24 protein-coding genes are annotated in these 26,946 nt (G+C 52.4%); 4 read left to right on the top strand and 20 right to left on the bottom strand.

Going from position 1 to position 26,946, the window contains the following annotated elements:
- Positions 1–150: 150 nt before the first annotated feature.
- From PGRAT_RS09305 to PGRAT_RS09290, 4 genes are all read right to left on the bottom strand, one after another.
- Positions 151–1,269: an RluA family pseudouridine synthase gene (locus PGRAT_RS09305; RefSeq protein WP_081954787.1), complete on the bottom strand. Its 1,119-nt coding sequence runs from the start codon at positions 1,267–1,269 to the stop codon at positions 151–153.
- Positions 1,270–1,276: 7 nt separating this feature from the next.
- Positions 1,277–1,840 (bottom strand): cob(I)yrinic acid a,c-diamide adenosyltransferase, encoded by a 564-nt coding sequence (locus tag PGRAT_RS09300; protein WP_025707987.1) that lies wholly within the window; start codon positions 1,838–1,840, stop codon positions 1,277–1,279.
- Positions 1,841–1,971: 131 nt separating this feature from the next.
- Complete coding sequence (locus PGRAT_RS09295; protein ID WP_025707988.1) at positions 1,972–2,736, bottom strand: class I SAM-dependent methyltransferase; 765 nt, start codon at positions 2,734–2,736, stop codon at positions 1,972–1,974.
- Between the two features lie 401 nt (positions 2,737–3,137).
- Entirely contained in the window at positions 3,138–4,454 is a 1,317-nt protein-coding gene (locus PGRAT_RS09290; RefSeq protein ID WP_025707989.1) for an amidohydrolase family protein, read from the bottom strand.
- A gap of 182 nt (positions 4,455–4,636) precedes the next feature.
- On the opposite strand from PGRAT_RS09290, the gene PGRAT_RS09285 reads away from it, so the two are divergent.
- Positions 4,637–5,068 (top strand): MarR family winged helix-turn-helix transcriptional regulator, encoded by a 432-nt coding sequence (locus PGRAT_RS09285; RefSeq protein WP_025707990.1) that lies wholly within the window; start codon positions 4,637–4,639, stop codon positions 5,066–5,068.
- A 57-nt stretch (positions 5,069–5,125) separates the two neighbouring features.
- On the opposite strand, the gene PGRAT_RS09280 is transcribed toward PGRAT_RS09285, so the two are convergent.
- The 5 genes from PGRAT_RS09280 to PGRAT_RS09260 form a co-directional block, all read right to left on the bottom strand.
- A complete protein-coding gene (locus tag PGRAT_RS09280; protein WP_042267953.1) occupies positions 5,126–5,332 on the bottom strand; it encodes an aspartyl-phosphate phosphatase Spo0E family protein in 207 nt (68 codons plus the stop codon).
- Between the two features lie 183 nt (positions 5,333–5,515).
- Positions 5,516–6,736 carry an aminotransferase class I/II-fold pyridoxal phosphate-dependent enzyme gene (locus PGRAT_RS09275; protein WP_025707992.1) on the bottom strand — a complete coding sequence of 407 codons (1,221 nt, stop codon included), beginning with the start codon at positions 6,734–6,736 and terminating at the stop codon, positions 5,516–5,518.
- A 13-nt stretch (positions 6,737–6,749) separates the two neighbouring features.
- Entirely contained in the window at positions 6,750–7,250 is a 501-nt protein-coding gene (locus PGRAT_RS09270) for an Lrp/AsnC family transcriptional regulator (protein WP_025707993.1), read from the bottom strand.
- A gap of 170 nt (positions 7,251–7,420) precedes the next feature.
- Positions 7,421–7,780, bottom strand: coding sequence for a spore coat protein (locus PGRAT_RS09265; protein WP_411830919.1), 360 nt, complete (start codon positions 7,778–7,780; stop codon positions 7,421–7,423).
- Positions 7,781–7,856: 76 nt separating this feature from the next.
- Positions 7,857–8,093 (bottom strand): hypothetical protein, encoded by a 237-nt coding sequence (locus PGRAT_RS09260; RefSeq protein ID WP_025707995.1) that lies wholly within the window; start codon positions 8,091–8,093, stop codon positions 7,857–7,859.
- A gap of 172 nt (positions 8,094–8,265) precedes the next feature.
- On the opposite strand from PGRAT_RS09260, the gene PGRAT_RS09255 reads away from it, so the two are divergent.
- A complete protein-coding gene (locus PGRAT_RS09255) occupies positions 8,266–9,510 on the top strand; it encodes an NAD(P)/FAD-dependent oxidoreductase (protein ID WP_025707996.1) in 1,245 nt (414 codons plus the stop codon).
- A 92-nt stretch (positions 9,511–9,602) separates the two neighbouring features.
- Here the strand turns inward: PGRAT_RS09255 and PGRAT_RS09250 are convergent, their stop codons facing one another.
- From PGRAT_RS09250 to PGRAT_RS09215, 8 genes are all read right to left on the bottom strand, one after another.
- The gene (locus PGRAT_RS09250) at positions 9,603–11,135 is read right to left on the bottom strand and encodes a flavocytochrome c (protein ID WP_025707997.1); all 1,533 of its coding nucleotides are present in this window, start codon (positions 11,133–11,135) and stop codon (positions 9,603–9,605) included.
- Positions 11,136–11,403: 268 nt separating this feature from the next.
- Complete coding sequence (locus PGRAT_RS09245) at positions 11,404–11,823, bottom strand: SMI1/KNR4 family protein (RefSeq protein ID WP_025707998.1); 420 nt, start codon at positions 11,821–11,823, stop codon at positions 11,404–11,406.
- Positions 11,824–11,968: 145 nt separating this feature from the next.
- Positions 11,969–12,685: a response regulator gene (locus tag PGRAT_RS09240; protein WP_025707999.1), complete on the bottom strand. Its 717-nt coding sequence runs from the start codon at positions 12,683–12,685 to the stop codon at positions 11,969–11,971.
- Complete coding sequence (gene dcuS, locus PGRAT_RS09235; RefSeq protein WP_155990515.1) at positions 12,675–14,285, bottom strand: DcuS/MalK family sensor histidine kinase; 1,611 nt, start codon at positions 14,283–14,285, stop codon at positions 12,675–12,677. Before dcuS ends, PGRAT_RS09240 begins: the two co-directional genes overlap by 11 nt.
- 29 nt (positions 14,286–14,314) lie before the next feature.
- Entirely contained in the window at positions 14,315–15,529 is a 1,215-nt protein-coding gene (locus PGRAT_RS09230; protein WP_025708001.1) for an MFS transporter, read from the bottom strand.
- A gap of 78 nt (positions 15,530–15,607) precedes the next feature.
- Positions 15,608–16,153 carry a hypothetical protein gene (locus tag PGRAT_RS09225; protein WP_025708002.1) on the bottom strand — a complete coding sequence of 182 codons (546 nt, stop codon included), beginning with the start codon at positions 16,151–16,153 and terminating at the stop codon, positions 15,608–15,610.
- 130 nt (positions 16,154–16,283) lie between these two features.
- A complete protein-coding gene (locus PGRAT_RS09220) occupies positions 16,284–16,703 on the bottom strand; it encodes a DUF350 domain-containing protein (RefSeq protein WP_025708003.1) in 420 nt (139 codons plus the stop codon).
- A 31-nt stretch (positions 16,704–16,734) separates the two neighbouring features.
- Positions 16,735–19,101, bottom strand: a complete 2,367-nt coding sequence (locus tag PGRAT_RS09215; RefSeq protein WP_042266446.1) for an endonuclease MutS2 — start codon at positions 19,099–19,101, stop codon at positions 16,735–16,737.
- A gap of 153 nt (positions 19,102–19,254) precedes the next feature.
- On the opposite strand from PGRAT_RS09215, the gene PGRAT_RS09210 reads away from it, so the two are divergent.
- A complete protein-coding gene (locus PGRAT_RS09210) occupies positions 19,255–19,602 on the top strand; it encodes a phage holin family protein (RefSeq protein ID WP_025707223.1) in 348 nt (115 codons plus the stop codon).
- A gap of 78 nt (positions 19,603–19,680) precedes the next feature.
- Here PGRAT_RS09210 and PGRAT_RS09205 read toward each other — a convergent pair whose 3' ends face one another.
- Positions 19,681–20,733 (bottom strand): GGDEF domain-containing protein, encoded by a 1,053-nt coding sequence (locus PGRAT_RS09205; protein WP_025707224.1) that lies wholly within the window; start codon positions 20,731–20,733, stop codon positions 19,681–19,683.
- A 290-nt stretch (positions 20,734–21,023) separates the two neighbouring features.
- Here PGRAT_RS09205 and PGRAT_RS09200 point away from each other — a divergent pair, with 290 nt between their 5' ends.
- Positions 21,024–21,416 (top strand): cupredoxin domain-containing protein, encoded by a 393-nt coding sequence (locus PGRAT_RS09200; RefSeq protein WP_025707225.1) that lies wholly within the window; start codon positions 21,024–21,026, stop codon positions 21,414–21,416.
- Between the two features lie 454 nt (positions 21,417–21,870).
- On the opposite strand, the gene PGRAT_RS31535 is transcribed toward PGRAT_RS09200, so the two are convergent.
- Both PGRAT_RS31535 and pheT read right to left on the bottom strand, forming a co-directional pair.
- Positions 21,871–24,042, bottom strand: coding sequence for a cell division protein ZapA (locus PGRAT_RS31535; protein ID WP_052415705.1), 2,172 nt, complete (start codon positions 24,040–24,042; stop codon positions 21,871–21,873).
- A gap of 196 nt (positions 24,043–24,238) precedes the next feature.
- Positions 24,239–26,683, bottom strand: coding sequence for a phenylalanine--tRNA ligase subunit beta (gene pheT / locus PGRAT_RS09185; protein WP_042266442.1), 2,445 nt, complete (start codon positions 26,681–26,683; stop codon positions 24,239–24,241).
- Between the last annotated feature and the right edge of the window lie 263 nt (positions 26,684–26,946).

Here is a 26,946-nt window from a genome sequence, read left to right as displayed (position 1 = left end):
ACCTCTCATTTCCTCCTATAGCTCACTTGGGACAAAATCAAAGGCACTTTTACCTCTCATTTCCTTTTATAGCTCACTTGTGGCCAAATTAAAGGTACTTTTACCTCTCATTTCCCTTTCTAGCTCACTTGGGACAAATCAGAGGTATTTTTACCTCTGATTTCGATCACTGCCGGGCAGTTCCGCTGCCGCTGTCTCCCGCTGCAGCTTAGCCTGCAGCAGCGCCAGATCCGGCGGCAGCGGAGCTTCAAACACCAGCTCCGTGCGCAGCACCGGATGCTGGAAGGACAGCCGCACCGCGTGCAGCGCCTGGCGCGGAATGGACGCATCCAGCTCCGCTATCCGCTCCAGCTGCGCCCGCTCTCCGGCTCCCAGCTCTGCTATCCGCTCCAGCTGCGCCCGCTCTCCGGCTTCCAGCTCCGCTGTCCGACGCAGCTGCGCCGGCTTCACCGGGACCGGATCCCCCGGCTCCTCAGCCGACAGGCCCGCTTTGCTGTATAGCGGGTGGCGGTACATGCCGTCACCGATCAGCGGGCAGCCGATGGAGCCCATATGCACCCGGATCTGATGGGTGCGGCCGCTCTCCAGCTTCAGCTCGACTTTTGCTGCGCCGGAATACACCTCCTTGACCTCGTACCGGGTCAAGGAAGGATAGCCGTCCGGCGTCACGATCCGCCGGTGCGGCTCCGCCGGATCGCGGTCGATCGGGCCGTCAATATCGCCGCTCAGCGCAGCAGGAACACCGTGGACCCAAGCGTGATAACGCTTGTCCACTGTTCCGGCAATCATCTGCTCGGAAATATGCTGGTGGCTGTATGGATTCTTCGCAATGACCAGCACGCCGGAAGTCTCCTGATCCAGCCGGTGGACGGGACGGAAGCGGAACTGCTCGCCCTTTTGCGCCCAGTAATAGACGACTCCGTTCGCCAATGTATCCGTGTAATGCCCGTGGGTCGGATGCACAATCATTCCTGCCGCCTTGTTGACGACCAGCAGATGTTCATCCTCATAGAGGATCTCAAAAGGAAGCGGCTGCGGCAAAATATCCTCCGAGGTCTCCTGCTCCATACGGATCTGTACAGTATCTCCTGCGTAGACCCGGACGCTTATGTAAACCCGTTCGCCATTCAGCATGATGCCCTGCTCCGTCATTTTGAGCCGGGACAGCAGCTTGCGGGAAACGTCCATCCGCTTCTGCAGGATGGTCTTCAGCAGCCAGCCGTCCTCGGACGGCGGCACTTGATAGGTAATCGGTGAATAATAGCTCATCGTCATCTTAGTTGCGGAACACCTTTTTGCTGCGCACATATTCTACATCAGCAATCCCTAGCCGTGTATTGGCCGCGCGGGCCAGCGCAAAAAAATAATCCGACAGCCGGTTCAGATAAATCACAGCCTCCTGGTTGATCTCTGCACTCCGTCCCAGCGTCACCGCACGCCGTTCCGCGCGCCTGCAGACGGTGCGGCAGACATGCAGCACAGAAGAGAGCTGGCTCCCCCCCGGCAGAATGAAACGCTCCAGCACCGGATTCTCCGCCTGCAGGGCATCGATCCAGCCTTCGAGGCGTTCTGCCATCCCGCTTTTCACCTTATATTTGTTCTCGCTAAGCTTCACAAAAGCCAGATCTGAGCCGCAATCGAACAGCTCATGCTGGATCTCCAGCAGCTGCTCCCGGACATCTGCGAACTTCGCGTCCTCCATCAGGCTGCGCGCCTGGCCGACAAAGCTGTTCAGCTCATCAATCGTGCCATAGGCCTCCACGCGCACATCATCCTTGCCCACTCTGCCGCCAATAACCGAGGTTTCCCCTTTGTCACCTGTACGTGTATAGATCGCCATTGTTTGTCCCCCTGTCTAATAAGTCACATGTAATTAGTTTATACGTTCCTATATACATTAGGCAAACAAAGACCGGAATTTCTGATATGCAAAATCCTGAGCCGGGATGAGCAGCAGCTATTCTGCTGCATTTACGGTTTTCTAAACGTAATGCAGTACATCATACCTTTGCAGACTTCTCTGTACTCTATCTCCAGCATATTCTCCGGAACCAGGCCCAGAATACCCGGCAAATCCTTCCCCTTTTCAAAATAACCCTTGACCACCGGCACCTTCACATAAGTTCCTTTGACCAGCTTCTCCGTCTCATCGGCAATCATCAGCCTGGTGCCGCTTTTCGCCACCCGGATCATCTCCAGCACCGCACGGCCCGGATCACTGAAATAATTGATGCCCCCTACATGATACACACAGTCGAACATCTTGTCCTGAAAAGGCAGATGCTCTGCTTGCCCCTGAAACAACTCAGCCTTGAGCTTCCAGCGCCGCAGATTGCGGACCGCCTGCTTCAGCATCCCGCTGGAGATATCCAATCCATAGAACTCAGCCTTTGCATCAATATAGGGGAAATTATCTGCGCTGCCCACTGAGGTCTCCAGCACACGATCGCCGTCCCGCAGCTCAAGCACGGAGAGAAACTGTCGTCTATAGTTCCGTTCCCCGCCAAATTTAAGTGCGAAATAGGCTTTGTTGCTCAGCCGGTAAAAACGGGCGATTTTATTGTACATTTCCAGATACTTTTTGTTGCTGCCTTCCGTATCAGCCTCATTCAGAAAAGCATAAAATCCGTGCTCCCACGGATAACATTGTCCATTTACCGGGTTCACGGCCCCAGCAGGCGTTAGCTCCAATCTGTCAAAAGTACCCGGGTCCCGCAGCATTTCAGCCTTTAACATGATTCTCATCCTCTTTCTTGTGCAGCACAGCCGCATCCTTGTCTACTCACATGAGATCATTATATGCCTATTGCCGGACCCCGCCATCGGGCTGCCGCCTGCTTCTCATTTCCGCCTGTGGACGTAGAAGGGACGCTCCGCTTAATCCGGCCCCCGGTATGACTGATAGCGGAATCACCCGTCTGTCAGCAGCCTGATGAATTCCCGCTTGCGGTCCAGCTTCTATTCTCCTATTAAAAAATAAAGTTTCTCTTAGACTGCAATCGCTTTCATTCTGTTGTAAGAATGTTGTAAAAATGCAGTACGGCTTCCTTGCCTGCTTCACTTTTGACTGTTAAAAGACACTCCCCTGCCTTGCCCGGCAGGGGAGTGCAGTCCGCCAACAACTTTATATACGATTTCTAATGAATCTGCTGCCCCGCTCCTTTTAACCACACTGCTTGGATGGATAGGCTGTCTGAAATGTTAGTTGTCGGGTCACCTTCTACCAGCACCAGATCCGCACGCATGCCTTCGGCAATGCGCCCCCGGTCCTGGAGACCGAAGCGGCGGGCCGGCTTGGAGGTAGCTGACTGAAGGGCTTCTACAGGAGTGAAGCCCGCCTTCACCAGCAATTGCATCTCATGATGAACACTGGCCCCATGAGCAAGGCCTCCGAGGTTGTGGAGCGGAACGGGAGAGACGTCAGTCCCGACGAGAATATCAACTCCGGCCTTGTGAAGATCCATGACACTTTTGAAGCTGTTTTCCAGGCTCCCTTGCGGATAAGTATTAAAGCTGGAATTCAAGATATCGATCCATTCCGGGCTTAATTTCGAGTTCACCCGCGGATCGCCAGCCAGTTCGGACGCCGGATTTCCGATGATCGACGCGTTCAATACCAAACAAGGGGTAACAAACGCACCGGAATCTTTAATAGCTGCCACTACTTCGGACGTTGATTCAGGCCGGTCGATAAATAAGTGGGCTAGGCCGTCAACACCCATTTGGATGGCAGATAGCGAAGAGTCAGCTGTCAATACGTGCGCCAGGACGATTTTATTCAGCTTATGCGCTTCTCTCACAGCCGCTTTTAGAATGTCTTCGCTTAAAACTGGGAGTCCCGGCACCCCCATGACCGTTCCTTCTTCAATCATGATTTTAATATAATCGGCGCCGTTCTCCACTTGAGTATGAACATGTTTGACCGCTTCTTCTATGGTCGTCACTTGAGGGGCCTCATCATGATCATGGGCAAAAGCTTCGAGCATCGCATTTCGTTCTTTCTCCGTTAACTTCTCTAATTCTTTAAGCACAAAATCAGGAATCCCACCATCATGATCCGGCAATAATTCGTCGGGATGACCGCCTGGAGCAGTGACAGCCATACCGGCTGAACGGACGTCCGCGACGTCACTTAAATTCTGTAACTGAATTTCACGCCCTTTTTTCGTAAAACCGCCATTCATCTCAAGTTCAGTCGTGACGCCGAATTTCAAAGCATCCCGCAAGCCGCCAATGGAGGTATGAACATGTGCATCCATAAGACCAGGCATTAACATCGCATTATCCGCATTAATAACGGCCGCATGTGCCGGAATCTCTCCCCCAACAGCGATGATCGTGCCTCCTTGAATCAAAATATGTCTTGCTCCGATAACCTTCTCCCCATCAAAAATACGGGCATTCGTAATAGCCGTTACCCCTGCCATTGGATATCTTTGTTCGCCGCTGCTCATTTTATTACCTCCTCAGTTTGTTCAGGTCGTCTTAACGACGAACCGATTGATTGTATTTTAATTATTAGAATTCTAATTGTCAATATACGAATATTATGTTGACAATTCTTTTCAATCCTAATAAAGTTTCCTTATTGATAATTAGAACTTTAATAGTCCATGAGTAAGGAGGAAAAATGTTAATGAATACTCAGCAGAATACACCCTATCTGGAATTACTGCAGCTCATCGGGCTGAAGTTGAAAAGGCGGGCTGATGAGAGCATTAGAGAATTAGGATTAAATGCCCAGCAAGGAAAAATGATCGAATATATTCATAAGCATCAAGAGAAGGGGATAATTCAGAGGGATCTCTCGGACCGGTTCCATGCCCGCGGGGCAAGCATTACGAGCATACTTCAGGGTCTTGAAAAAAAAGGATACATCGAACGCAAAATCCCAGCCCATAACGAGCGGCAAAAAAATATTTTTGTACTGCCCAAAGGAGTTGAATTAATCGAAGAGTTCAAAAGGTCTTTTCAACAGGTAGAGGCTGAAATCGTTCAATCCCTTTCCAACGATGAGCAGAAGCTCCTCAAAGATCTGCTGGTAAAAATCAATCAAAATTTCACATGAGTGATACGGACACAAAAAAGGGACCCGAAGGTCCCTGATCAAAAGCAACCCCCAGCCTTAGCGCCGGCGGGAATGCCCCTTCATGTATTCATTTATTTTCAGGTCCAGCAGGCTGCTGATTTCAATCACCTTCGCCGAAGTGAATGAATTCTCCTGTACAAAAAGCTGTTCCATTCTGCTGCGGAGTGTGCGGATCTCATCTTCCAGGGAGAGTCTTCGTGCGTTAATATCACCTTTGGGGGGCCGTTTGCCGCTTCCGGTCAAACATTCGCCGCCGAAGGAAGGCAAGTAATAATCGGCGCTGAGCACAATCATCCCTCCTAAAAGTATTATTCAGAAAAGAAAATCCTTGTAAATGCATATACAGGTGTTTCTTGTTCCCAGAGTAAAATAATACCATAGAACAGGAATATCCGCCATAGTCCGATTTACTTCATTTTGGCTGCATTACTCGGTTCGTTCGCGTTCAAGCTGTAAGACGAATGCCCCTATCCGTTCAACAGCTTCATTGAGCTGGGAGACGGAAGTGGCGTAGGAGCAGCGCAGATACCCTTCGCCCCCTAATCCGAAAACACTGCCTGGAACGGCAGCCACCTTGTATTCAAGCAGCAGGCGCTGGGCGAACTCATCAGAGGTCAGTCCGGTCCGGCGAATGCTCGGAAACGCGTAAAATGCGCCCTGCGGTTCATGGCAATCCAGACCGGCATCGCGCAAGCCTTTGACAATCAGGCGGCGGCGCTGGTTATACGAATCAACCATCCGGTCCTTCTCCTCCATGCCGTTGGTCAGTGCCTCCAGCGCGGCCACCTGTCCCATGGAAGGCGCGCACATGACCGTATACTGGTGAATCTTCAGCATCGCGGAGATCAAATCCGGGTGGCCGCAGGCATAACCCATCCGCCAGCCCGTCATGGCGAACGCCTTGGAGAAACCGCTGACCAGAATGGTCCGGTCCTTCATGCCCGGCAGGGAAGCGAAGCTGACATGAGCACTGCCGTACGTCAGCTCGGCATAGATTTCATCCGAAATCACGATGAGATCATGTTTCTCCACAACCTTGGCAATCGGCTCCCAATCCTCACGGCTCATGATCGCTCCTGTCGGATTGCTGGGATAACAGAGAATAAGGATTTTGGAACGCGGGGTAATCTTGGCTTCCAGCCCCTCGGCGGTCAGCTTGAAGTTGTTCTCCCCGAACGTCTCAATGCCTACAGGAATCCCTCCGCCTATTGCTGTAATCGGCGAGTAGGAAATATAACAAGGCTCCGGAATAAGAATCTCATCTCCGGGCGAGATCAAGGCGCGCAGCGCCAGATCAATCGCTTCACTCCCGCCTACTGTGGCAATGATCTCATTGGCCGGATTATATTCTACGGCGAAGCGGGTGTGCAGGTATTCGGAGATGCCTTCCCGCAGCTCAGGCATGCCCGCATTCGAGGTATAGCCGGTGAAGCCTCTCTCCAGCGAATAAACGCAGGCTTCCCTGACATGCCAAGGCGTCTTGAAGTCCGGCTCCCCGACCCCAAGGGAGATAATATCTTTGCTGCCTGCCGCCAGATCAAAAAACTTGCGGATGCCCGAAGGCTGAATCTGCTGGACCAGCGGGGCCAAATAGGAATGCATGGATTTGCCTGTATCTCCGGTTTGCTGACTGTTATTCGTGATCATATGATTACTTCCTTTACGGAGATATCATGAGACGGTTGTCTTCCTCATGCTCTTCAAAGATGATACCATCCTGTTTGTATTTTTTAAGCGTAAAATTGGTTTTGGTAGAGAGCACTGCATCAATCGGCGACAGCTTCTCGGAGACAAAGTTCGCTACCTCCCGCAGATTCCGGCCTTCGACTTCTACCAAGAGATCATAGGCGCCTGACATCAGATAGACCGATTTCACCTGCGGATATAAATAGATCCGTTCGGCAATGCCTTCAAAGCCGCGGCCCCGCTCCGGTGTAATCTGTACCTCAATGAGTGCGGTTACCCGTTCATCGCTGACCTTATCCCAATTCACGACTGTCGCATATTTTACGATGACATGGTCTCTTTCCATTTCTTCAATCGCCTGTTTGACATTCTCTTCATCCGCTCCAAGCAATGTCGCCATCAGCGCCGTAGAGCTGCGCGCGTCCTCCTTGAGCAGTTCCAGCACTTTCCTCTTTAGTTCATTCATTTCCTTCATGCCTTCCCTCCTGCGAAAAGAGTTTAATACTAATATGACATGAAAATGGCACTTCTGCAAACAAAATAACCCCGCAGGCGCGGGGTTAACACAGTGCATTGTTCTTAGCAGCCGCTTCCGCCAGGGACCGGAGAGATTAGCTCTGCTGCGTCGGGCGGAAGGCAGTTGGGTTACATATAATAGGAACTGTGCACGTTAGGCTGATGCTGCGGCACATTTGGAGCCTGTCTGAACTGACCGGTTCCATTCATTTTTTGCTGTACAAATTGCTGGCTTTTCTGCTGGGTCTGCTGTGCGCTTTGAATCTGCTTGTCCACGGCTTGCCGAAGGGCTTTGTCTGGTGCCTGGTACATTCCCATCTGAGACATCTGGTAGTACAGATCTCCTTGAATCCGCAGAGTATCCATGGTCAGGTCATTGAAGACCCGGCGCACAGTTTGACAGTTTGATTCTGTCGCCGCTGTCGTGTATTCGCGTACTGTCCGTTTCAGGTCATCCAAAATCATAGTCAACAGATCTTCATCCGCCATAAATTGCGTTCCGTTTTGTGTGTTCACTTAATAACCTCCTTGAATATTCATTAGATTCAGCATGCTGAAAACTCACTTACTGCTGGGGTTGCGTAGGTGCATATTGCTGGTGCTGCTGCAGAAGCTGAACGAGCATTCCCAAATGGTGGGTATGGCTCTGGATCTGCTGATTGCAGATTTGGTTAACTGTGGAGTTCTGGGTGCTGCCGGCGGTAGCCGCCAACTGCTTAATCAGCAGATCCTCATTGGAGATGGAATCGGAAATATATTCCAGTTCTTTTCCGGTAAGTGGTTGCATTTGCGTAGATTGCATATTCACTGTTCCCTCCTTCAAAATGGTTCAAGCAGCTTTAGTATGCGGTGCATGAAGGCTAAATATGTGCTTATATGCACAACTCCTTACCTATGAAGAAAGCAGATGTATGAGAGTCAGTACAGCGACCAATACTACCTTATCCGAATCTCATTTAGGGGGAGATCAACAGATGAAATTAATCAGCGGGCTGGTGCCCTGGGAGAGAACCCTTCCTCATTTCCCTGTATATCCTGTGCTGGATGGGGATATCACCTGCGATTGTCTGATTGTAGGCGGAGGTATGGGAGGGGCGATGGCTTCTTACCGCTTGTCCTCAAGCGGAGCCAATACCGTATTGATTGATAAACATGCAGTGGGAAAAGGCAGCACCTCTGCCAACACCGGACTGCTCCAAGTTGCCAACGACAAATCCCTTACCTCCTGCATGAATACTTTTGGAGCAGACAACGGCCTATTATTCTACAAACTATGCCGTAAGGCTATAGGGGATATTCTGAAGCTGCCGGGCACACTGGATATTGATCCGCACATTATACCCCGAAGCAGCCTGCTCTATGCAAGCTTTCCAGAGGATGTTTCCGCTCTGAAGCTGGAGCATGACCATCTGGCCGCCCATGGTTTTGACACAGAATTCTGGGAGGAAGACAAAATCAGGGCCCATTACTCCTTCGCCAAACCAGCGGCCATCTACTCCAGAGGGGATGCGGAAACGAACCCGTTCCGGATGCTGCACAGTCTCATTCATAAGGCATGCGCAAGTGGTGTCCGCGTATATGAACATACGAAGGCCAGTCATTTTGAATTTGGGCCGCAAGGGGTTACCTGTTACACAGAGACTGGCCGCATCTTTGCCAACCAGGTAATATTTGCCATGGGTTATGAAACGCAGGAGATGAAAAAGGACCGGGGGGCCGAGCTGATTCATACCTACGCAATTATGACCCAGCCCTTGAAGAACCTCCCCCACTGGCATGAACAAAGCTTGATCTGGGAAACGGCCCGGCCTTATTTGTATTTCCGCACAACGAATGACGGACGTATCATTGCCGGGGGCAAGGATGAGCAGCTAACTGATCCTGGGCAACGCGAGGCCAGGGTCCGGTCTCAGAGCCAGCGGCTGCTTGAAGAGCTGGAAGCGCTCTTCCCCGGGATTAAGGGGTTATCTGCAGAGTTCGCCTGGGGCGGTGTATTTGGATTCTCTCACGACGGCTTGCCTTTTATAGGCCCACATCCGGATTATCCTCATTGTTACTTCATAGAAGGCTATGGCGGCAATGGAACCGTCTACAGCATGATCGCAGCAGAGCTCCTGGCCGATACCCTGGCCGGCATTTCCCGGCCGGAGCTTGAACTCTTTTCGCTGACCCGGACGTCCAGACCTTCTCCTCCTTCTCCGCGACCATTCAAAACTTAGAAGCTGTTCCACGCTCAAAAAAGAAGGGTTGTCCCAACAGTAGAAATAATCTACTGAGGGACAACCCTTCTATATTAATAGCATTGTGTAATTTATTGTGCTTTTACAAATTCAGCCGATTTAATTCCTGCTTGACGGCCAAAGATAATAATTTCCGCAACAGAGTTGCCGCCGATCCGGTTTTGGCCGTGCAGTCCGCCTACTACTTCACCAGCAGCGAACAGACCTGTAATCGGTTGGCCTTCTTTATTTAATACTTCTGTGTTGGTGTTGATTTTTACACCGCCCATGGTGTAGTGAATCCCAGGCCCGATTTTGATCGCGTAGAATGGCGCGCCGGACAAGTCGTTATCCATCCCTGTCGTTCTGCCGAATTCAGCATCCTTCTTATTCTTCACTGCGCTGTTCCAGGTATCCATTGTCTTTTGCAGCTGGTCTGCCGGAACCTTCATTTCTTTAGCCAGGCCTTCAATCGAATCCGAGGTCAGAACAAATCCCATTTTCTCATACTGCTCAATCGCTTTGACACGGGATTTCACGCCGGAATCAAAAACAAGGATCGCGGCTTTCTCTGGAAGCTTATTAATGGCTGCAGTGACATGGTCACGTGTATCCATTTCATTGGTGAACCGTTTGCCTTCACTGGATACGAGGATTGCGCCTTCACCGCGAACGGCTTCCCCGATCAGATAGGATTTCTCCTGCTGCACGGTCGGGTGAACCTGGATTTGATCCATATCGACGGTGGTGCCGCCGAGCTTCTCAATCATTTTGATGCCGTCACCGGTACTGCCAATCTGGTTGGTGGTTACCAGCCCTTCCAGATCAGGTCTAACCTCGGCAATCATTTCCTTATTGGCGCCGAAACCTCCGGTGGTGACAATGACAGCAGAACCTGTAATTGTTTTTTCGTCTGCCTGGTTGAACAGGACTTTAACGCCGGTTACCTTACCGTCTTTTTCGGTAATTTCTTTGACATCAGCGTTCACAAATAGTGGAATGCCTTGCTCTTGCACGTTTTTCACTAATCCCTTGACAAGATACTGCCCTACCGCAGAGCCGTCTTCAGGACGGTGTGTGCGTTTTTCCTTCATCCCGCCGGTAATGGTGATATTGTTCAGGCGGATTCCGATGGAATCCAGCCAGTCGATGGCACTCGCTGAATTGTCCACGAAGAAACGGAGCAGCTCTTTATCATTGGTATCATGGCCGCCTTTTAGCGTTTCTTCATAAAATAAATCATTGCTGTCTTCAATGCCTTGCTCTTTCTGGAACTTCGTCTGCGAAGCGTTCATCCCCGAAGAGGATTTGGACGTATTTCCGCCCGCTACCGGCATTTTCTCCAGAATCACCGGATTCAAGCCTTTCGCTTTAGCCTCAAGCGCTGCCGACATCCCGGCACCACCCGCACCAACGATGATGATATCATATTTATCTTTTAATTGATCGTACGGTGTATAGCTTGCTTCCGATGCCCCCGAAACTGCTTCAGTCGTTTCTTTTTTGGCCTCATTGTCCTTACTCTTGTTCCCAGTGCTGTTACTGCTGCCATTGTTGCCGCATCCTGCGATAACGAGCATGACCGAGAGAATGAGAATAAGAGCAGCTGCTGCTTTCTTTTTCATGGTGTTATTGCCCCCTTGTGCATATTTTCACAATAATCATAGCGGCAAAGGTGCGGTTCTTGGAAGCTTACGTAATTAAAAAAATAGTTTAGTAATTAAAGTAAGCGGGGGTGGGGGGCGGGGGAACAGGATGAACACTTGTGTGAATGAATTTAAAAAACGTAATTAACAGAAATAATAAAAACAGGTCAATTATGGTGGTAGACCATAATCGACCTGTTCGATGTAACGAAAGTGTGTTATTTGGGGTAATTATAACCAAAAATTACTAACCAAATAAATGAACGAAATCTAGAAAGTTTTGAGCAACAAAACTAGCTGTAGCCGTGTTCCCTTTTTCAACGAAAACAATATTAGGAGCATTGCTGTTAGTGAAATCAAAACAAAACATATTACCATATTCATCAATTGCAAAAGGAAAATGCTTTTTAGGCAAACAATTTCTTTCCGAGTTGTATTTGTCCAAAATATCAAGTTCATCAAATGCTAGAAATGTCAATAAATACCCAAACATAACTTTCTTATCGTTTATAAAGATAGTTTTTGAAGAAGGCTCTCCTCCTTGGTATTTTTGGGCTACTTCAAGATAGTCCTTGGGAAATACAATTCCAAAGTTATTCTCTACAGTTCTTATTGAATTTATATCGGCAGGACTGTATTCAGATTGCCATTCAATTTTTTTGTACATGCACTCACCTTCTATAACTTGGTAAAACAAATGATAATATAAATTAATCAAACACTATCAGGCTACTCGCTTTCAGATGGCATTTCAGCCAAACAAATATTTACAAAAAAAGGACCCAAAGGTCCCCTGTTCGCGGCCAGCCCGATTAAATATATGCAGCTATAATTTCATGTCCTGAAGCGGTCACGGTATACATATATACCGGCCTGCCCACCGCACCGTAGCTGATCTCCATCTCCAGCACACCGGCCTCTGTGAGAAAAGCCAGGTATTTGCGTACGGAGATCCGCGAAATCGGAGCCCCTGCCGTGATTTCCTCGGTGGAAAACACCGGACTCTCCAGCTTCTGAATGGTGCGCCATATGCTCTCCAGCGTCCCTTCGGTAAGACCCTTGGGCAGCGTGCCGCTCTTTTCCTCCTCCGTTCCCATGGAATGGCGCAGCAGCTTGTCCAGCTGCTCCTGGCTGAGATGCTCCCTGTGTTTCATCAGCATGTAATCCTCCCGATAGGCGGACAATGCAGCCTGAAAGCGGGCGAACTCGAACGGTTTGATCAAATAATCGACGGCCCCCAGCTGGAGGGCCTTGCGGATACTGGCATTGTCGCTGGCTGCAGAAATGACGATAATATCGACTACACTGCCCTGCTCACGCAAAGAGGACAGCAGCTGCAGCCCGCTGGTACGCGGCATATAGATATCCAGCAGAATGAGATCCACCTTCAGCTCAGCAAGCAGCATCCTGGCCTCATCGACCGAAGCGGCCCAGCCGGCGAACTCGAAGCCCTGAACCTGCTCCAAATAGTGCCGATTGAACTTCGCCACCATCGGATCATCTTCAACGATCAGCACCTTAATGGTCATTGGTCTCCTCACCCTTTACTGCATATGGCACATCGGCCATAAATGTCGTTCCCGGCTCCGGGCCGGGTATTATCTGAAGCTGGCCCTGGAGCTTCTCCACACTTTTACGAACCAGGTATAGGCCCATCCCCCGCTGCTCTCCCTTGGTGGAAAACCCCTGGACAAATATCTGTTCCCGCAAAGTCTCGGGGATTCCCGGACCATTGTCCCGCACTGTACAGATCAGACGTCCCCGTTCATATTGAAAAGAAAGCCCGATTTCCTTCAGGCGCTGCCCTTCCAACACCTCCATAGCGTTGTCGAGCAGATTGCCTACGATGGTAATCAGCTGATGAATCACCTGCGGATCGGCAGATTCCGGGAGGTAGCTGTCTTCTGTAAGCAGCAGCTCAATTCCAGCTTCACGGGCTCTGCTAAGCTTCCCAAGCAGAAAGCCGGCCATAACCGGGTCCTTGATTGACCTGGTGATCGAACCGATCTCATTCTGATAGTTGCTCACGGTTCCCGAAATATATTGCTGCAGCTCATCGTAGAGGCCCATATGCGTCATGCCCATAATCACATGCAGCTTATTCATATATTCATGTGCCCCTGCCCGCAGGGCGTCCGCATAGACGGATATGCCGGACAGCCGCTCCGCCAGTACAGCAAGCTCTGTCTTGTCCCGAAAGGTAGCGATGGCCCCCGCAATCCGCCCATTCACCTGAATGGGCACACTGCTCACCAGCAAAGTGACCCCGTTCAGCTCCAGCTCCTGGTCCTGCCTGGACTCGCCGCTGGACAGCACCTGCTCCAGGCGCAGCTCCGGCCAATAATCGGCGATATGCCGGGTCATTCCATTGCCTGTAATCCCGGCAGTGCCCAGCAGCCTCTCCGCTTCCCTGTTGATCATGCTGATCCGGGCTGCATGATCGACCGCAATAATCCCCTCGCGCGTGGACTGCAGCATGGCACTGCGTTCTTGGAGCAGCTTGGAGATATCCGATGGCTCCATGCCGAACATCATCTGCTTGATTTTCCGGGCCAGGACCATCGCTCCTGCCGCTCCAAGTACGGCACCGGATAGCAGAATCACGATAATGGTCCATTCATTCTGCCGGATGAGCAGGTGAATTCGTTCCATAGAGAGGCCTACAACTACTACACCTACCTGGGAACCTCTGTTATTATACACAGGCACAAAGGCCCGCAGGGACTTCCCGAGCAGCCCCTCACCTTCTGAAATGCTTTCTTCACCGTGCAGCGCAGCCTTTTGCCCTCCCCCGACAAAGGGCTTGCCGATCCGCGACGGATCGGGATGTGAATAACGGATGCTGTGCATGTCGATCACGACTACAAACATAATATCATTGCGGCGGGTGATTTTGGAGGTATAGGCCTGGATCTCTTTACTGCGTCCTTCATTAAGCCCTTCTGACACCAGGGGAATCAGGGCAATGGTCCGGGCGATGGCCGTTGCCTTGTCCTCCAGGGCATGTCTGGTCTGGGGAATAATCTGATTTCTGAAAATAATGTAGAGCACCACCATGACCAGCATCACCACGGCGGAGACCATGATGGTAACCTTTGTCCTCAGACCGTAATCCTTTGTTTTGACCAATACTCTTTTCCCCCTGTCCATTCTTTAAATCATTGCAAGAGGGAGGCATCGGCCTTTCGCTTCAGCAGATGGTGCAGTGTAATCCAGCTTCCCAGCGGAGCCGCCCCCAGGAGCAGCATCAACCAGGTAATAACACGCGGCGAATCGTTCACCGAAAGTACGGCAATGAACACAAAGACGCCCAGCATGCGGCCGCACATCAAGCAAAGCTCCCGCAGAACTACAAGCTCCACCCTTTTCCCCGCGCTTTCTTTCGACTCTCCCATAAGGTCAAAGACACTTGAGGTCATTGGCAGCATATATAATGGAAGAAAAAGTGAGGTGCCTATGCCCATAATCAGCAAGGTGCCGTAGCTGACGTTCCAGAGAAGCGGTGTGATAACCGCAACCAGCAGAATACCGCCAACAAGCATTCCTCCCGAGCGGAGTTTCGGTGTGAACCATTTGCCCGCAGCCCAGTAGCTGACCAGGGCAACCGCTGAAGTAATCAGTGCAAATTGCCCCAGCTTGCTTTCTTGCTTAGCGGCTATGTACACAAGAAGACCGATCAGAAAGGAAAACACCCCCTCCCTTAACCCCTGAAACACCAAGGCTGCCGCTGCCGGCCTCCAGGCACTGCCTTTGCGGTGCAGCTCCCTCCAAGGCTCCATCCATAAGTACGCCCCTTCACTCTTGCGTTTCTTAAGGAAAAAGCTTAAGACTACAGCAATTCCATAAATGGAGAGGGACAAAAGGAAGACCAGGCGATACCCGCGCTCTCCATGCAGGGCAGAAATGATCCAGCCCGATACCCAAGGGCCCAATATGCCGGTAAATGAACCCAGCAGCCCCATCCAGCCATTGAAAAAATCCCGGTTCCCGGCATCCGTAATTTCAAAATAAACAATATTATACGCTAGCCAGAATAAACCGATAGCTATGCCCAAAACCAAACCAAGCGGCCAAATGTAATGAACCGCCCGATTACCAAGCCACAGTACGAGCAAATAAAAAAGGCCCGAAACGGCCAGGCCCAGCCGCAGGGCGTTCATCTTGTTATGTTCCTTGACCCATTTGCCGCCCAGCCAGAAGCTTAACCCCACGGCTATTTGCTGAGCTACCGTAAACCAGCCGATCATGGCAAAATTCTGCTGGTTTTTCCATAAATAAACGTTCAAGAAGGTTCCTGCCAGCACGCTTGCAAGTGAACATAACCCATTGACTGCAAGCAGCAGTACCTCCTGTTTATGCGCTGAATCCTTCATACTGCTCCTCCTTGCCAACTGGACGTGTTTGCTTTAACATGCCCAGCTCAAGGAGAAAGCATAACCTGCATACTTGGATTACTTGACCCCTATGCTGAGATTGCGCACCAGCTGAATGCGGTCTTCCTGGGCCAGGCTGTGCTGCACATGGAAGCAAGAGGGGCAGACGAAGAGATTAAGCGAGAATGGCGGTTTCAGCACCGGCCCGCCCAGAGCTTCAGGGGATGACGGCTCAAAACCCTCTACCTTCTGCGTGCCGGACAGCAGCATCAGCTCATGGCACTGCGGACATTCAGGCGCCTCCAGCTGAGCCGCCAGAATAGCCGCCACTTTGGACTCGTAGTGCTTCAAATCGTAATCTTCACCGAATTGAACCAGCGTATTGAAGATCGGCACTACACTTTCCTTATCCTCATCATCCCATAAATCATCGTCACTAACCGAATCTTGGTCCGGCTCCCCGGCCCCTTCCGGTTCATCTTCATCTTCCAGGTCATCGATCCCCAGGGTCACCGTACGGTAGCCGCTAAGCTCATTGTTGCAATGGGGACAGGTATCCTCCGGCCCGAACTCCTCGTCCCATACAATCTCTGTATGACACCAAGGACAAACTGTTGTTTCCATCTGAACTATCTCCTTCTTACCTCACATTTGAATTCAGTTGATCATTAGATATATTATACCGGCCGCTATAAAAGCGAGGGCAGAAAAAAACAGAACCCGAACCAACATCTTCATGTATTCTACCCCCGTATCAGAAAATAGCAGCACCAATAACGTACGAAAGGGACACGGAAATGATCATGGCGGTCAAGCCCACAGCCCGGTTATCTTTGGCGATCTCATCGTCAATGGAAAAAACCGGAGTCAGAAACTCGAACAGGAAATACGCCAGAATCAGCAGCAAAAACCCCACAACCGACCATTTCATCGTTTCGTAGATCGAGACGCCTGCTGAAATGCTGAAGCGGAGAATATTGCAAATGCCGAAAATTTTGCCTCCGGTTGCCATAGCGACCGCCACGTTCCCCTTGCGTATTTCTTCCCAGCAGTTATATTTGGTCACCATTTCAAAAAAGGAAAGGAATACCACCAGGCCAAGTATGGCCACAGTGAAATAACCGAGCAGCGCACCCAGCGGATGATCCAGCAAAAGATCAATATTTTCTTGCATCCTTCTCCCTCTTTCTGCTGGACTCCAGCCGCTATTGCAGTTCAGCCACGGTGACTCCCGCGCCGCCTTCATTATAATTCCCGAGCCGGTAGCTCTTTACATGCTTATGCTTGCGCAGATATTCCTGAATCCCGGTGCGCAGCACTCCGGTCCCCTTGCCGTGAATGATGGAGATTTGCCCCAAATTGCCCAGAAAAGCCTCGTCAATGAAGCGGTCTGTTTCCATTATGGCTTCCTCCAGATTCGTCCCGCGCAGGTCCAGCTCACTGCGGATATTCTCATCACGGGTGCGTTTTACCGTAGTTGCCCGGCGGAGTGCAGGAGGCGGTGAATCCGGTGCGGAGGCCAGAAATTCCAAATCCTCCAGATTGACCTTCATCTTCATAATGCCAAACTGCACAATGGCTTCTTTGGGACCGCTAAGCTCCACAACATAGCCTTTCTGGTTCACATTCTGCACCTTCACCTCATCGCCGGGCTGAATCTTCCGCGGCGCCTTGACGCTGCTGCGGGCCACAGTCTTCTTGCGGGGTGCGGGCTCCGCTTCATCCAGCCGGCGGCGCGCTTCAATCAGTTTATGCTCTTTGACGGAAGCCCCTTCCTCCAGAGCCAGGCGGCGCAGGTCGCTGATAATCTGCTCCGCTTCCTTGCGCGCCTTGTCAAGAATCGCGCTGGCATCCTTCTCGGCCTTCTCCAGCCGCTTGTCACGCTGGCTCTCCAGCTTCTCCAGCTCCAGCTGCTGCCGCTTGCGGAATTCCTCCGCTTCACGGCGGATCACTTCGGCACGTTCACGCTCGTTCTCCGCACCCAGGCGGTTTTCTTCCAGCGAGGCAATCATGTGCTCGACGCGCAGGTCCTCTTCCTTGACCTCTCCGCGCGCGTGTTCCAGTATCGCATTCGGCAGGCCCAGACGCTCAGCAATAGCAAATGCATTGCTTCGTCCCGGCACACCGATCAGCAGCCGGTAGGTGGGACTTAGAGTCTGTACATCAAATTCCATGCTGGCATTGATGACGCCTTTGCGTTCATAAGCATAGGCTTTCAGCTCACTGTAATGGGTGGTGGCCACCATCCGGCACTCCGTCCGGTGAATATTCTCCAGAATCGCAATCGCCAGAGCGGAGCCTTCAGCGGGATCGGTTCCTGCGCCTACCTCATCCAGGAGAATCAGACTCTTCGGAGTCATTCTGTGCAGAATGGAGATAATATTAGTCATATGGCTGGAAAAGGTACTGAGGCTCTGCTCGATACTCTGTTCATCGCCAATATCGGCATAAATCGCGTCAAATACACACATCTGGCTGCCTTCTTCCGCCGGGATGAACAATCCCGACATCGACATCAGGCTCAGCAGGCCAATGGTCTTCAGCGTGACCGTCTTCCCGCCCGTATTCGGTCCGGTTACGATGATGGAGCTGTACTGGTTGCCAAGCTCCACATCCAGCGGCACGACCTGCTCCGCCGGAATCAGCGGATGCCGTCCTTTGCGCAGCTTGAGGTATCCCCGGTCATTCATCCGCGGCTGGGTCGCCTTCATGTCACGGGCCAGACGTGCTTTGGCGAAGATGAAGTCAAGCTCGCCCAGGATATCCACATCATAAGCCATTTCCTCGGCAATGTCGCCAACAAGCGCGGTTAACCGGTGCAGGATGATTTCAATCTCCCGCTCCTCGCGCAGCCGGGTCTCGCGGAGCTTGTTGTTCATGGCCACAATCGATTCCGGCTCAATAAAGAGTGTGGCACCTGAACCCGACTGGTCATGGACAATCCCGCCGAAATGGGCGCGGTATTCCGCCTTGACCGGAATGACGAAGCGGTCACCGCGAATGGTCACAAGCTGGTCCTGCAGCATTTTGGCTACAGAGGAAGAACGGATCATGGAATCCAGCTTCTCCCGGATACGCGTCTCGCCTCCGCGCAGCTCGCGGCGGATGGCCGCCAGCTCAGGGCTTGCCGTGTCCAGCACCTCAGCGTTCTCGTCAATGCAGGCGCGGATGGCATCCTCCACATGCTTCTGCTCCGACAGCAGATCGCTCTGCGCGAACAGAAGCGGGATATTCTCATCTTCATGCATCGCCGCCAAAAACCGCTTGACCCTGCGCGCGCCGCCGATCGTATTCCCCACGGACAGCAGCTCGCTGGTCCCCAGCAGCCCTCCAATGGAAGCCCGCTTCAGGGCCATCTTGATGTCCGTTACGCCGCCAAAGGAAGGGATGCCTTTCAGCCGGTCGACGTTCGCCGCCTCATCCGTAGCCTGCAGCAGCTTTTTCACGCCTTCAAAATCACCGGATGGCTTCAGGCTTTCCGCCTCCAGCCGCCCCATCGGGGTCTGCGTATATTGCGTCAATTTATTTAAAATCTTGCGATATTCAAGCGTATGCAAAATCTTGTCGTCCAATTACAGTCACAGCTCCCTTCATAGATGGTTACATTATACCTAATTCAGCCGGGTTTCGCTATTTGGGTATGTTTTCAGGGAATAGAAATTTTGCCGCAGGCCACAATAACAACTGCACATATCCTTATGCGAAGGCCAAAGGAGGTTAGTTCAGTGAGATTTTTAGGTCATGTGATCCGTTTTATCGTGGCAGCGATTGTGCTGATGGTGGTTGGCTGGATTGTTCCCCAGTTTACGGTTGGCGGTTTCTGGAGCGCGCTTATTCTCGCCCTGGTCATTGCACTTCTCGGCTGGGTGATTGAGGGCATCTTCGGCAAAAAAACAACGCCCTTCGGCCGGGGCATCGTTGGCTTCCTTGTCAGCGCCCTGGTCATTTGGATTGCCCAGTTCATCGTGAGCGGTGTCAGCGTCACCGTTCTGGGAGCACTTCTGGCAGCACTGGTCATTGGGATTATCGACTTGTTCCTGCCGGTATCCACGCCGTTTGAAGCCGGGAAATAAAAGCAACTGCACAGCATTTGCAGACACAAAACCCCCTGCTCCGGAATTTAACGGAATTAGGGGGTTTGTTGTATTCTTTTAGGCATAGGAGAGAATATTGTCATCTTCGTGGGTGGACGCAGTAACTACGGCATTCTTTCCGGAATGTTTGGCGGCATACAAGGCATGGTCCGTTTTGCGGAACAGCTTCTCCTTGCCGTCCCCGAGCTGGTAGTCACATAACCCGATGCTGACGGTAATCGGCTTCCCCCCGGCATAGGGATGCTCCATGGCCGCAATGTTCAGACGAAGTTCCTCGGCAGCGGCATAGGCATCGTGAACACTTTTATCCGTAAAAATAACCGCAAATTCCTCCCCGCCATATCTGGCCGCAAAATCATTTAATCCAATCAATCCGCCTACCTTGGCTGCAACCTCCTTCAGAACAAGGTCGCCAACCCAGTGGCCGTAGGTATCATTCACCCGCTTGAAGTTATCGATATCGAATAATGCGAGCTGTAACCTTAGACCATTGCTCTCACACTGCTCCAGCAGCGAAACCAGATATTCATGAAAGGTCTTATGGTTGTACAGTCCGGTCAGCGCGTCAATCTTCAGGAGCTTGTCGGAAATCGCCCGCTCCACCATCAGCCCCTGCTCGGACTTGGTCAGCTGCTCCAGATGCTCGCGCACCTCACGGGCACGGATAATGACCGCCTGGGCCATTACAACGAACACAATAAACACACATTCCATCATCAAAAACTCCAGCAGCGGCTTGTCCAGCAGCCTCTGCTCCAGCCCCAAATAGATGGCGGCATAAAACAGCAGGCTGAAGGCTCCCAGCGCATAAAGCAGCCGCTGGTCAAAGTAGACAAGGGAAATCATTATAGGCATCATAAGAGTCATCTGCGCACCGTCGACAAATGGCTCAAGCACAAAATACATCAGATAAGAAACCACAAATCCGCATCCCACAACCGCCTGCTTATGATACTGCGAGGTCGACCGCAGCCACATTTCGGCCGTGATCATGGCTATAACAATCATCAGATTGCAGCCGATGAACAAGTGTCCTTTACTGGGAAGCAGGATAGATTCGATCTCAATGACATGATTCGACATAACAAACAGAAGCTGTGCCACCAGCATGCAAAACACTACGATCCAGTAACCGGTCAATATTTTACGGTGCCATTTGTCTGTATTCAGCGAATATTCGGCGATATTAATATGGATCCCCTACTTCTTAGCCTAGTAATATATAGCACTAATTATAATGAATTTTAATGAATTTTGCATCATATTTTTGCATATTTCGACAAACTTTGGAGTCTCTTCGACAGCAGAAAAACCTCCTTCAATTTCCCAAGACTTCTTAGGCAAATTAAGTTATGCTAGGGTCACGCAAGGCTCAATATGATTCCAGGAGGAGGATGAAGATGATCCGAAGATTTGCCATGCTGCTGTCCGTCGGTTTCCTGCTTATTCTTGCGGCTTGCGGCGGGACAGGCAATAACACCGGCACTGCAAACAACGAGGATGGAGCAGCCGCTGCCGGCATCACCGCAGAAGAGGAACTCATTATTTCGGCAACCAATTACAGCTTCGATCAAAACGAATATCATTTGAAAAAAGGGGTTCCCGTCAATATTGTGTTTAAAAATGAAAGCGGCAATCATGGCATCCTTGTTCCGGAGCTGGACCTGCGGCTGGACGGAAAAGAGTCCTCGCGCGTCATAGTTCCAGAGGAAGCCGGAACGTTCGAAATGACCTGTGCGATCATGTGCGGCTCAGGCCACAGCGGCATGAGCGCCAAGGTAATTGTCGAGTAGGGCAACGGCATAGAGAGTCTTCATGAGTCAGGCGGCCATTCCAAGTGGAAAAAGGATCACTAATTTGCCCCAGCACACCGATCTCCGCAGCTTAAGTGGAAAAAGGTTCACTATTTCAGCTCATCTCGTTCCTGAAGGAGTACAATTGCCCCATTAGGTTCCCTTTCTCCACCTAAATCCCTCATTTGTTGATTTGGAGGGGAAATAAGTTCCCTTTTTCCAACCAGCGGTTGTTCCACCTGTTGAATCGACAGCTTGAGTTGGAAAAGGGCTATCGAAGCTGGCTGATTTTCCACCCAAATGCGCCGCCAATTCACGTACGTCTACTTACCCGCAACCTTATGCACATTATTTTCATAGATGCAGGCAACCAGTAATTTCAAAAAAAAGAACAAATAAGGCGGGCCCCAGGCAGTAGGAACTGCCTGGGGCCCTTCTCTCATGCGTCCGCCATTCAACTGTCCTGTTCGATCAGTTGAATCCATTCATTATATTCACGCTGCAGCTTGGCATATTCCGCCTGCAGGCTCTGGTGCTCCTGGGACAGCTTCTCCAGCTCGCCCTGCCGCATCTCAGACTGCGCCTGCATCAGGCGCAGCTGGCCCTGAACCAGCTCATAGCTCTCGCCGATCTCGTCAAGCTGCTGCTGCACCTGAGTGTGCTCCCGGTTCATGGATTCGGCTTCCGCTTCCGCCTTGCTGGCTTCCTGCTCCCAAATCTCGATTTCCTCGCGGAGCTGCGCTTCCGTCTCGCTCCACTCCTGCTGGCTCTGCAGGAGTTCCTCGTATTTCCGCTTCCAGGAAGCTTCGATCTCGCGGGTTTCCCGCAGCGCCTCCTGCTGCTCTGCCGCCGCAGCGGCAGCTTCACGCCCAGCCTCGTACAGCTCTTCCAGGCGGCGGGCCGTTTCTTCGCCTTCCGCCTCGAGCAGCTCATATCTTTCCTTCAGCTGCTCGCCATCCTGCAGCACCTCGTCATACTGTGCGATAAGCTCTTCGTAACGGCCGCGCAGTGCAGCCAGCTCCTTGCGGGCGGCTTCCGCCTCCGCCCGATACTGCCGGCTCTCGGCTTCCGCTTCAGCCCGCAGGCCGGATTCACGGTCAAGCTGCTGGACCATGCCGTCCGCCTGTCCGCGCAGCGTCTCAATCTCCTTCTGCAGCGCCGAAGACTTTTCCTCCGCTTCCAGCAGCTTCATTTCCAGTTCTCCGATATCCTCCATGTGCTTACCGGCCAGCTCCTGCCAGGTTGCTGCTTCCGAAGCGGCCTGGGTGAGCTCACCTTCCAGCTGATGCAGGCTGCTCTTGGTTTCTTCCAATGATTGGTGAAGCACAGCAGCTTCCTCCTGCTTCCTGTCATGGCGCTGGCGCAATTCCTCCAGCTCATCGCTAAGAAGATCTCCAAGCTCATTGGCAGAGTGCAGCTCAGCCTTTACCCGGCTCAGGCTCTCTGCGGTTTCCTGCAGCGATTCCTTAAGCCCGTCAGCCTCCTGCTGCACAGCCTCATAACGCTGGCGCAGGGCCTCAAGCTCTTCCTGCTGCAGCGCTCCCTGCTCGGCAGCAGCACGAAGCTCTTCCGTCAGCTGCTCTTCCCGCTTCAGCACGGCTTCGTACTGGGCCAGCAGCGTCAAACGGCCCTCGCGCTCGCTCTTAAGACCAGCTTCAGCCGCACGCAGCCTGGATTGCAGCTGTCCGGTGCCGCCGCGCAGCTCGCCAAGCTGCTTCTCCATCTCCTGGAGCTGCTGCTTATGGCGATGCTCCTGCGTGCCCTGCGACTGCCGCAGCTCCTTGTTCTTGGCAAGCTCCTTCTGCCGCGCCTCGTGCTCCTCCGCAAGCTCCTTCTCAAGCGTGGACTTGGTATCCGCCAGTTCCTTGCTGAGCGATGAGCGGATCTCCACAATCTCCCCTCCAAGAGACTCGCGGGTCTGGGCAAGTTCCTGCTCAAGCCGGGACAGCGACTCTGCTTTTTCCTTGTCCAGCGTTTCACGCAGCTGCTCCAGTTCCTGCAGATGTGCAGCTTTCAGCTCTTCAAGCTGCTGCAGACGGGCCGCCTCAGTTGCAGCCAGCTCCTGCCGGTGGCTCTCACGCCCCGCTGCCTGCTCCCGCTCATAACGCTCTCTGAGCGATTTCAGCTCCGCTTCACGCGCCTTCAGCTCTTCAGCCAGCTGCTCACGGGCCGCAGCCGCTGCCCTCTCCGCTTCCAGCAGTGCCTCAGCGTGAAGCTTCCGTTCCTGCTCCTGAATCTCCAGGTGCCGCCTGCGCTCCTCTTCGGCTTCAGCGGCCAGACGGGATGCTTCCTCTCGGGCTGCCGCTTCCAGCCGTTCATATTCTTCCTGCCGTTCCTTCTGGGCCTCCGTAAGACGTGCAACTTCTACACGCAGCTCCGTGCGCTCTCCGGTCAGCATGTTCAGCTCGTTCTTAAAGTCCTGTACCTGAATAGCCTGTTCCGCCATATGTACGGCAGCAAGCACTGCAATCCGCGGGGTATCCAGTCTGGTATGTGATTTGGAAATGGCCCGCATATGCTCGTCTACATAACGGGCAACCTGTTTCATATATTCAGTGCTGCTTCCGACAAGTTTATAAGAAGTTCCATATATCTCCACGGCGACACGAGTCCGGTCCATAGCCACAGTTGTGCCCTCCTTTGTATGTGTGCGGATTCTAAGCTGGTCTCTCTGCTCCTATTGTAGCGTGATTCATTCTCTTTTGCCAAAAGGCGCTGATTTCATAGATTTCCGGTAACCGCCGCAGCTCAAAAAAAAGTGAGAAAAAGCCGCAGCGAATTCCGTTTGTAAATGGATTCGCTGCGGCTTTGCACAATTCCTGCTACTTTCTTAATTCTGCGCCAAAAGTTTGCTGAAGCGCGGAAACAACCTTGTCATGCACCTCTACAACCTCTTCGTCGGTCAGTGTATGGTCGGTATGACGGTACAGCAGCGAAATGGCTATGCTTTTCTTGCCGCTCTCCATCTTGCCGCCTGTGTACACATCAAATACCTGAACGTTCTGCAGCAGAGTTCCGCCGTTCTCACGGATGGAAGCCAGCAGGTGCCCGGCAGGCACTGCGGAATCCACCACAACAGCGATATCCCGCTCCATTCCCGGGAAGCGCTGCAGTTCAGTGTACTGCAGACTGGTGCGGGCGGCGCTGTAGAGCGGCTGAAGCAGCAGCTCGGCCACGTAGGTATCTTCCAGGTCCAGCCCACGCTGCAGTTCCGGATGGAGCTGGCCGAGGGTTCCCAGCTTCACACGCCCTTCAGTGCCCTGCAAATAGATGGAGGCAGAGCGGCCCGGGTGGTAATTCTCCGGCGCATCGCCTTCATAGCTCACGCGGTCCGCAAGGCCCAGATAGTTAAACACAGTTTCCAGCGCACCCTTGAGGTCGAAGAAATCCACAGGCTGCTCTTCCACATTCCATTGCTTGGCTGCCCGGCTGCCGCTCAGCAGGAGGCCCAGCACCGCCTGTTCACGCGGCTGGCGGGTCAGCTGCTCTTCGTCCGTGAAGAAGACATTCCCGATCTCGAACAGCGCCAGATCACTTTGGCGGCGGTTCGTATTGTAGCGGGCAATGTCCAGCAGCTGGGGAATCAGACTGGTGCGCAGAACGCTGCGCTCCTCGCTCATCGGCATCGCCAGCTTCACAGATAGAAGACCATCGGCAAGGGCCGGGAATAATTTACTCTGTTCCGGCTGAATGAAGGAATACCCCATAACCTCCTGGTAGCCCCCGTCTGCCAGCAGGCGCCGCAATTCACGGCGCTGAAACTGCCGTCTGGTCAAGGCTCCCGGTGTAGTCACACCCTCAATCAGGGTTGTAGGAATATTGTCATAGCCGTATAAACGGGCGACTTCTTCGATCAGATCAACATCATAGCTGATATCACCGCGTCTTGCCGGCACCTGCACCTCTACGAGCCCTTGATCCGCATCACCGCACTTGAAATGCAGACGGCTGAACAAAGTTTTCACTTCCAGCAGCGACAGGTCTGTACCAAGATAACGGTTCAGCTTCTCCAGGGATAAAGTCAGCACCTTCTCATCCACCGTTCCGTTTCCGGCCTGCACTATACCTTCATGCACAGTGCCTCCGGCATAACGGGCAATCAGGGCAGCGGCACGGTTCAATGCGGGGATCACGGCATCCGGATCAACTTCCTTCTCGAAGCGAAGGGAAGCTTCAGAGCGCAGACCCAGCTGGCGCGAGGTTTTACGGACGGTTCCTCCGTCGAACTTGGCAGATTCCAGAACAATGTTCACGGTATCCGCCGTAACTTCTGTCTCCAGGCCGCCCATGACTCCGGCCAGGGCCACAGCCTTGGCACCATCAGCAATAACCAGCATCTGCGGCTCCAGCTTGCGTTCCTGTCCGTCAAGTGTGGTCAGCAGCTCGCCTTCGCGGGCAAACCGCACACCCAGCACACCGCCTTCCACTTTGTCGCCGTCGAATGCATGCAGCGGCTGTCCATACTCCAGCATCACATAGTTGGTAATGTCCACGATGTTGTTGATTGGACGCACACCCGCCGCCATGAGGCGGTTCTGAATCCAGAGCGGTGACGGGGCAGGCTTCACCCCGGAAATGTAGCGAACTGCGTAATGCTTGCAGTACTCTTCATTCTCTATCTTGACCGAGATGGAGCCGGAAGCCAAACCGCCTGCCTCCACCAAGTCCGCTGCCGGGTCTGGCAGCTTGAGGTCACGGCCCAGAATCGCACTCACTTCATAAGCCGCCCCGATCATGCTGAGACAGTCGGAACGGTTCGGGGTCAGATCGAAATCCAGGATTTCATCGTTCAGACCCAGCACCTTCAGAATATCCTGGCCGATTTCTGTGTTCTCGGGCAGAACCAGAATGCCCTCCTGCAGTTCCTTAGGGAGCAGCTTGTCATTAAGGCCCAGCTCCTTTGCGGAGCAGATCATGCCCTGCGACAATACACCGCGAAGCTTGGCCTTCTTGATATCCAGGCCCGGCAGCTTGGCGCCCACCAGGGCAACCGGAACCTTTTGGCCTGCGGCTACATTCTTGGCTCCGCAGACAATCTGCAGATCCTCGCCTTGTCCGGCGTCCACGATGCACACATTCAGCTTGTCGGCGTCAGGGTGCTTTTCTTTCGATTTCACATAGCCGACAACAATGCCGGAAAGGCCTTTATTGCGGGGCTCCACACCGTCGATCTCGATGCCGGCGGTGGTGATCCGGTCTGCCAGCTCAAGTGCGGTCACGCCCTCAAGCGAGATGTAATCCGTGAGCCAGGAGGTTGATACTTTCATGTTCGCACACTTCCTTTTTGTATCAGATGTATTTATCTACGTGCCGTCTGTGCTTGGCGAGCGAAAAAGAGGGATAGAACAAGCCGTGGTGCCAACTTCGTCCTATAGAAATTCCTGTATGGCAGTGTTCCTGCAGAGAATGTTTGGACTTCCGGCCGCTGTTGTCCCCAGATTTCTCGATTTAACCCGCTGTTGGCGGTGGAAATCCGGTGACAAAGGCGGTCGCTATCGCTCCTACAGTTCCAAAATTCCCCTCCGGCCCT

The organism is Paenibacillus graminis, assembly GCF_000758705.1.
Lineage (GTDB): Bacteria > Bacillota > Bacilli > Paenibacillales > Paenibacillaceae > Paenibacillus_AQ > Paenibacillus_AQ graminis.
This window is presented reverse-complemented; position numbering and strand designations above follow the sequence as displayed.

Excerpts from the sequence above, each read along its gene's own strand:
- PGRAT_RS09295 (WP_025707988.1), bottom strand. The coding sequence starts at position 2,736 with ATGTTAAAGGCTGAAATGCTGCGGGACCCGGGTACTTTTGACAGATTG.
- PGRAT_RS09290 (WP_025707989.1), bottom strand. The coding sequence starts at position 4,454 with ATGAGCAGCGGCGAACAAAGATATCCAATGGCAGGGGTAACGGCTATT.
- PGRAT_RS09250 (WP_025707997.1), bottom strand. The coding sequence starts at position 11,135 with ATGAAAAAGAAAGCAGCAGCTGCTCTTATTCTCATTCTCTCGGTCATG.
- PGRAT_RS09245 (WP_025707998.1), bottom strand. The coding sequence starts at position 11,823 with ATGTACAAAAAAATTGAATGGCAATCTGAATACAGTCCTGCCGATATA.
- PGRAT_RS09265 (WP_411830919.1), bottom strand. The coding sequence starts at position 7,780 with ATGGCGGATGAAGATCTGTTGACTATGATTTTGGATGACCTGAAACGG.
- PGRAT_RS09220 (WP_025708003.1), bottom strand. The coding sequence starts at position 16,703 with ATGCAAGAAAATATTGATCTTTTGCTGGATCATCCGCTGGGTGCGCTG.
- PGRAT_RS09270 (WP_025707993.1), bottom strand. The coding sequence starts at position 7,250 with ATGAAGGAAATGAATGAACTAAAGAGGAAAGTGCTGGAACTGCTCAAG.
- PGRAT_RS09230 (WP_025708001.1), bottom strand. The coding sequence starts at position 15,529 with ATGAAGGATTCAGCGCATAAACAGGAGGTACTGCTGCTTGCAGTCAAT.
- PGRAT_RS09200 (WP_025707225.1), top strand. The coding sequence starts at position 21,024 with ATGATCCGAAGATTTGCCATGCTGCTGTCCGTCGGTTTCCTGCTTATT.
- pheT (WP_042266442.1), bottom strand. The coding sequence starts at position 26,683 with ATGAAAGTATCAACCTCCTGGCTCACGGATTACATCTCGCTTGAGGGC.
- PGRAT_RS09240 (WP_025707999.1), bottom strand. The coding sequence starts at position 12,685 with ATGACCATTAAGGTGCTGATCGTTGAAGATGATCCGATGGTGGCGAAG.
- PGRAT_RS09285 (WP_025707990.1), top strand. The coding sequence starts at position 4,637 with ATGAATACTCAGCAGAATACACCCTATCTGGAATTACTGCAGCTCATC.
- PGRAT_RS09275 (WP_025707992.1), bottom strand. The coding sequence starts at position 6,736 with ATGATCACGAATAACAGTCAGCAAACCGGAGATACAGGCAAATCCATG.
- PGRAT_RS09300 (WP_025707987.1), bottom strand. The coding sequence starts at position 1,840 with ATGGCGATCTATACACGTACAGGTGACAAAGGGGAAACCTCGGTTATT.
- PGRAT_RS09255 (WP_025707996.1), top strand. The coding sequence starts at position 8,266 with ATGAAATTAATCAGCGGGCTGGTGCCCTGGGAGAGAACCCTTCCTCAT.
- PGRAT_RS09260 (WP_025707995.1), bottom strand. The coding sequence starts at position 8,093 with ATGCAATCTACGCAAATGCAACCACTTACCGGAAAAGAACTGGAATAT.
- PGRAT_RS09205 (WP_025707224.1), bottom strand. The coding sequence starts at position 20,733 with ATGCTGGTGGCACAGCTTCTGTTTGTTATGTCGAATCATGTCATTGAG.
- PGRAT_RS09225 (WP_025708002.1), bottom strand. The coding sequence starts at position 16,153 with ATGGAAACAACAGTTTGTCCTTGGTGTCATACAGAGATTGTATGGGAC.
- PGRAT_RS09305 (WP_081954787.1), bottom strand. The coding sequence starts at position 1,269 with ATGAGCTATTATTCACCGATTACCTATCAAGTGCCGCCGTCCGAGGAC.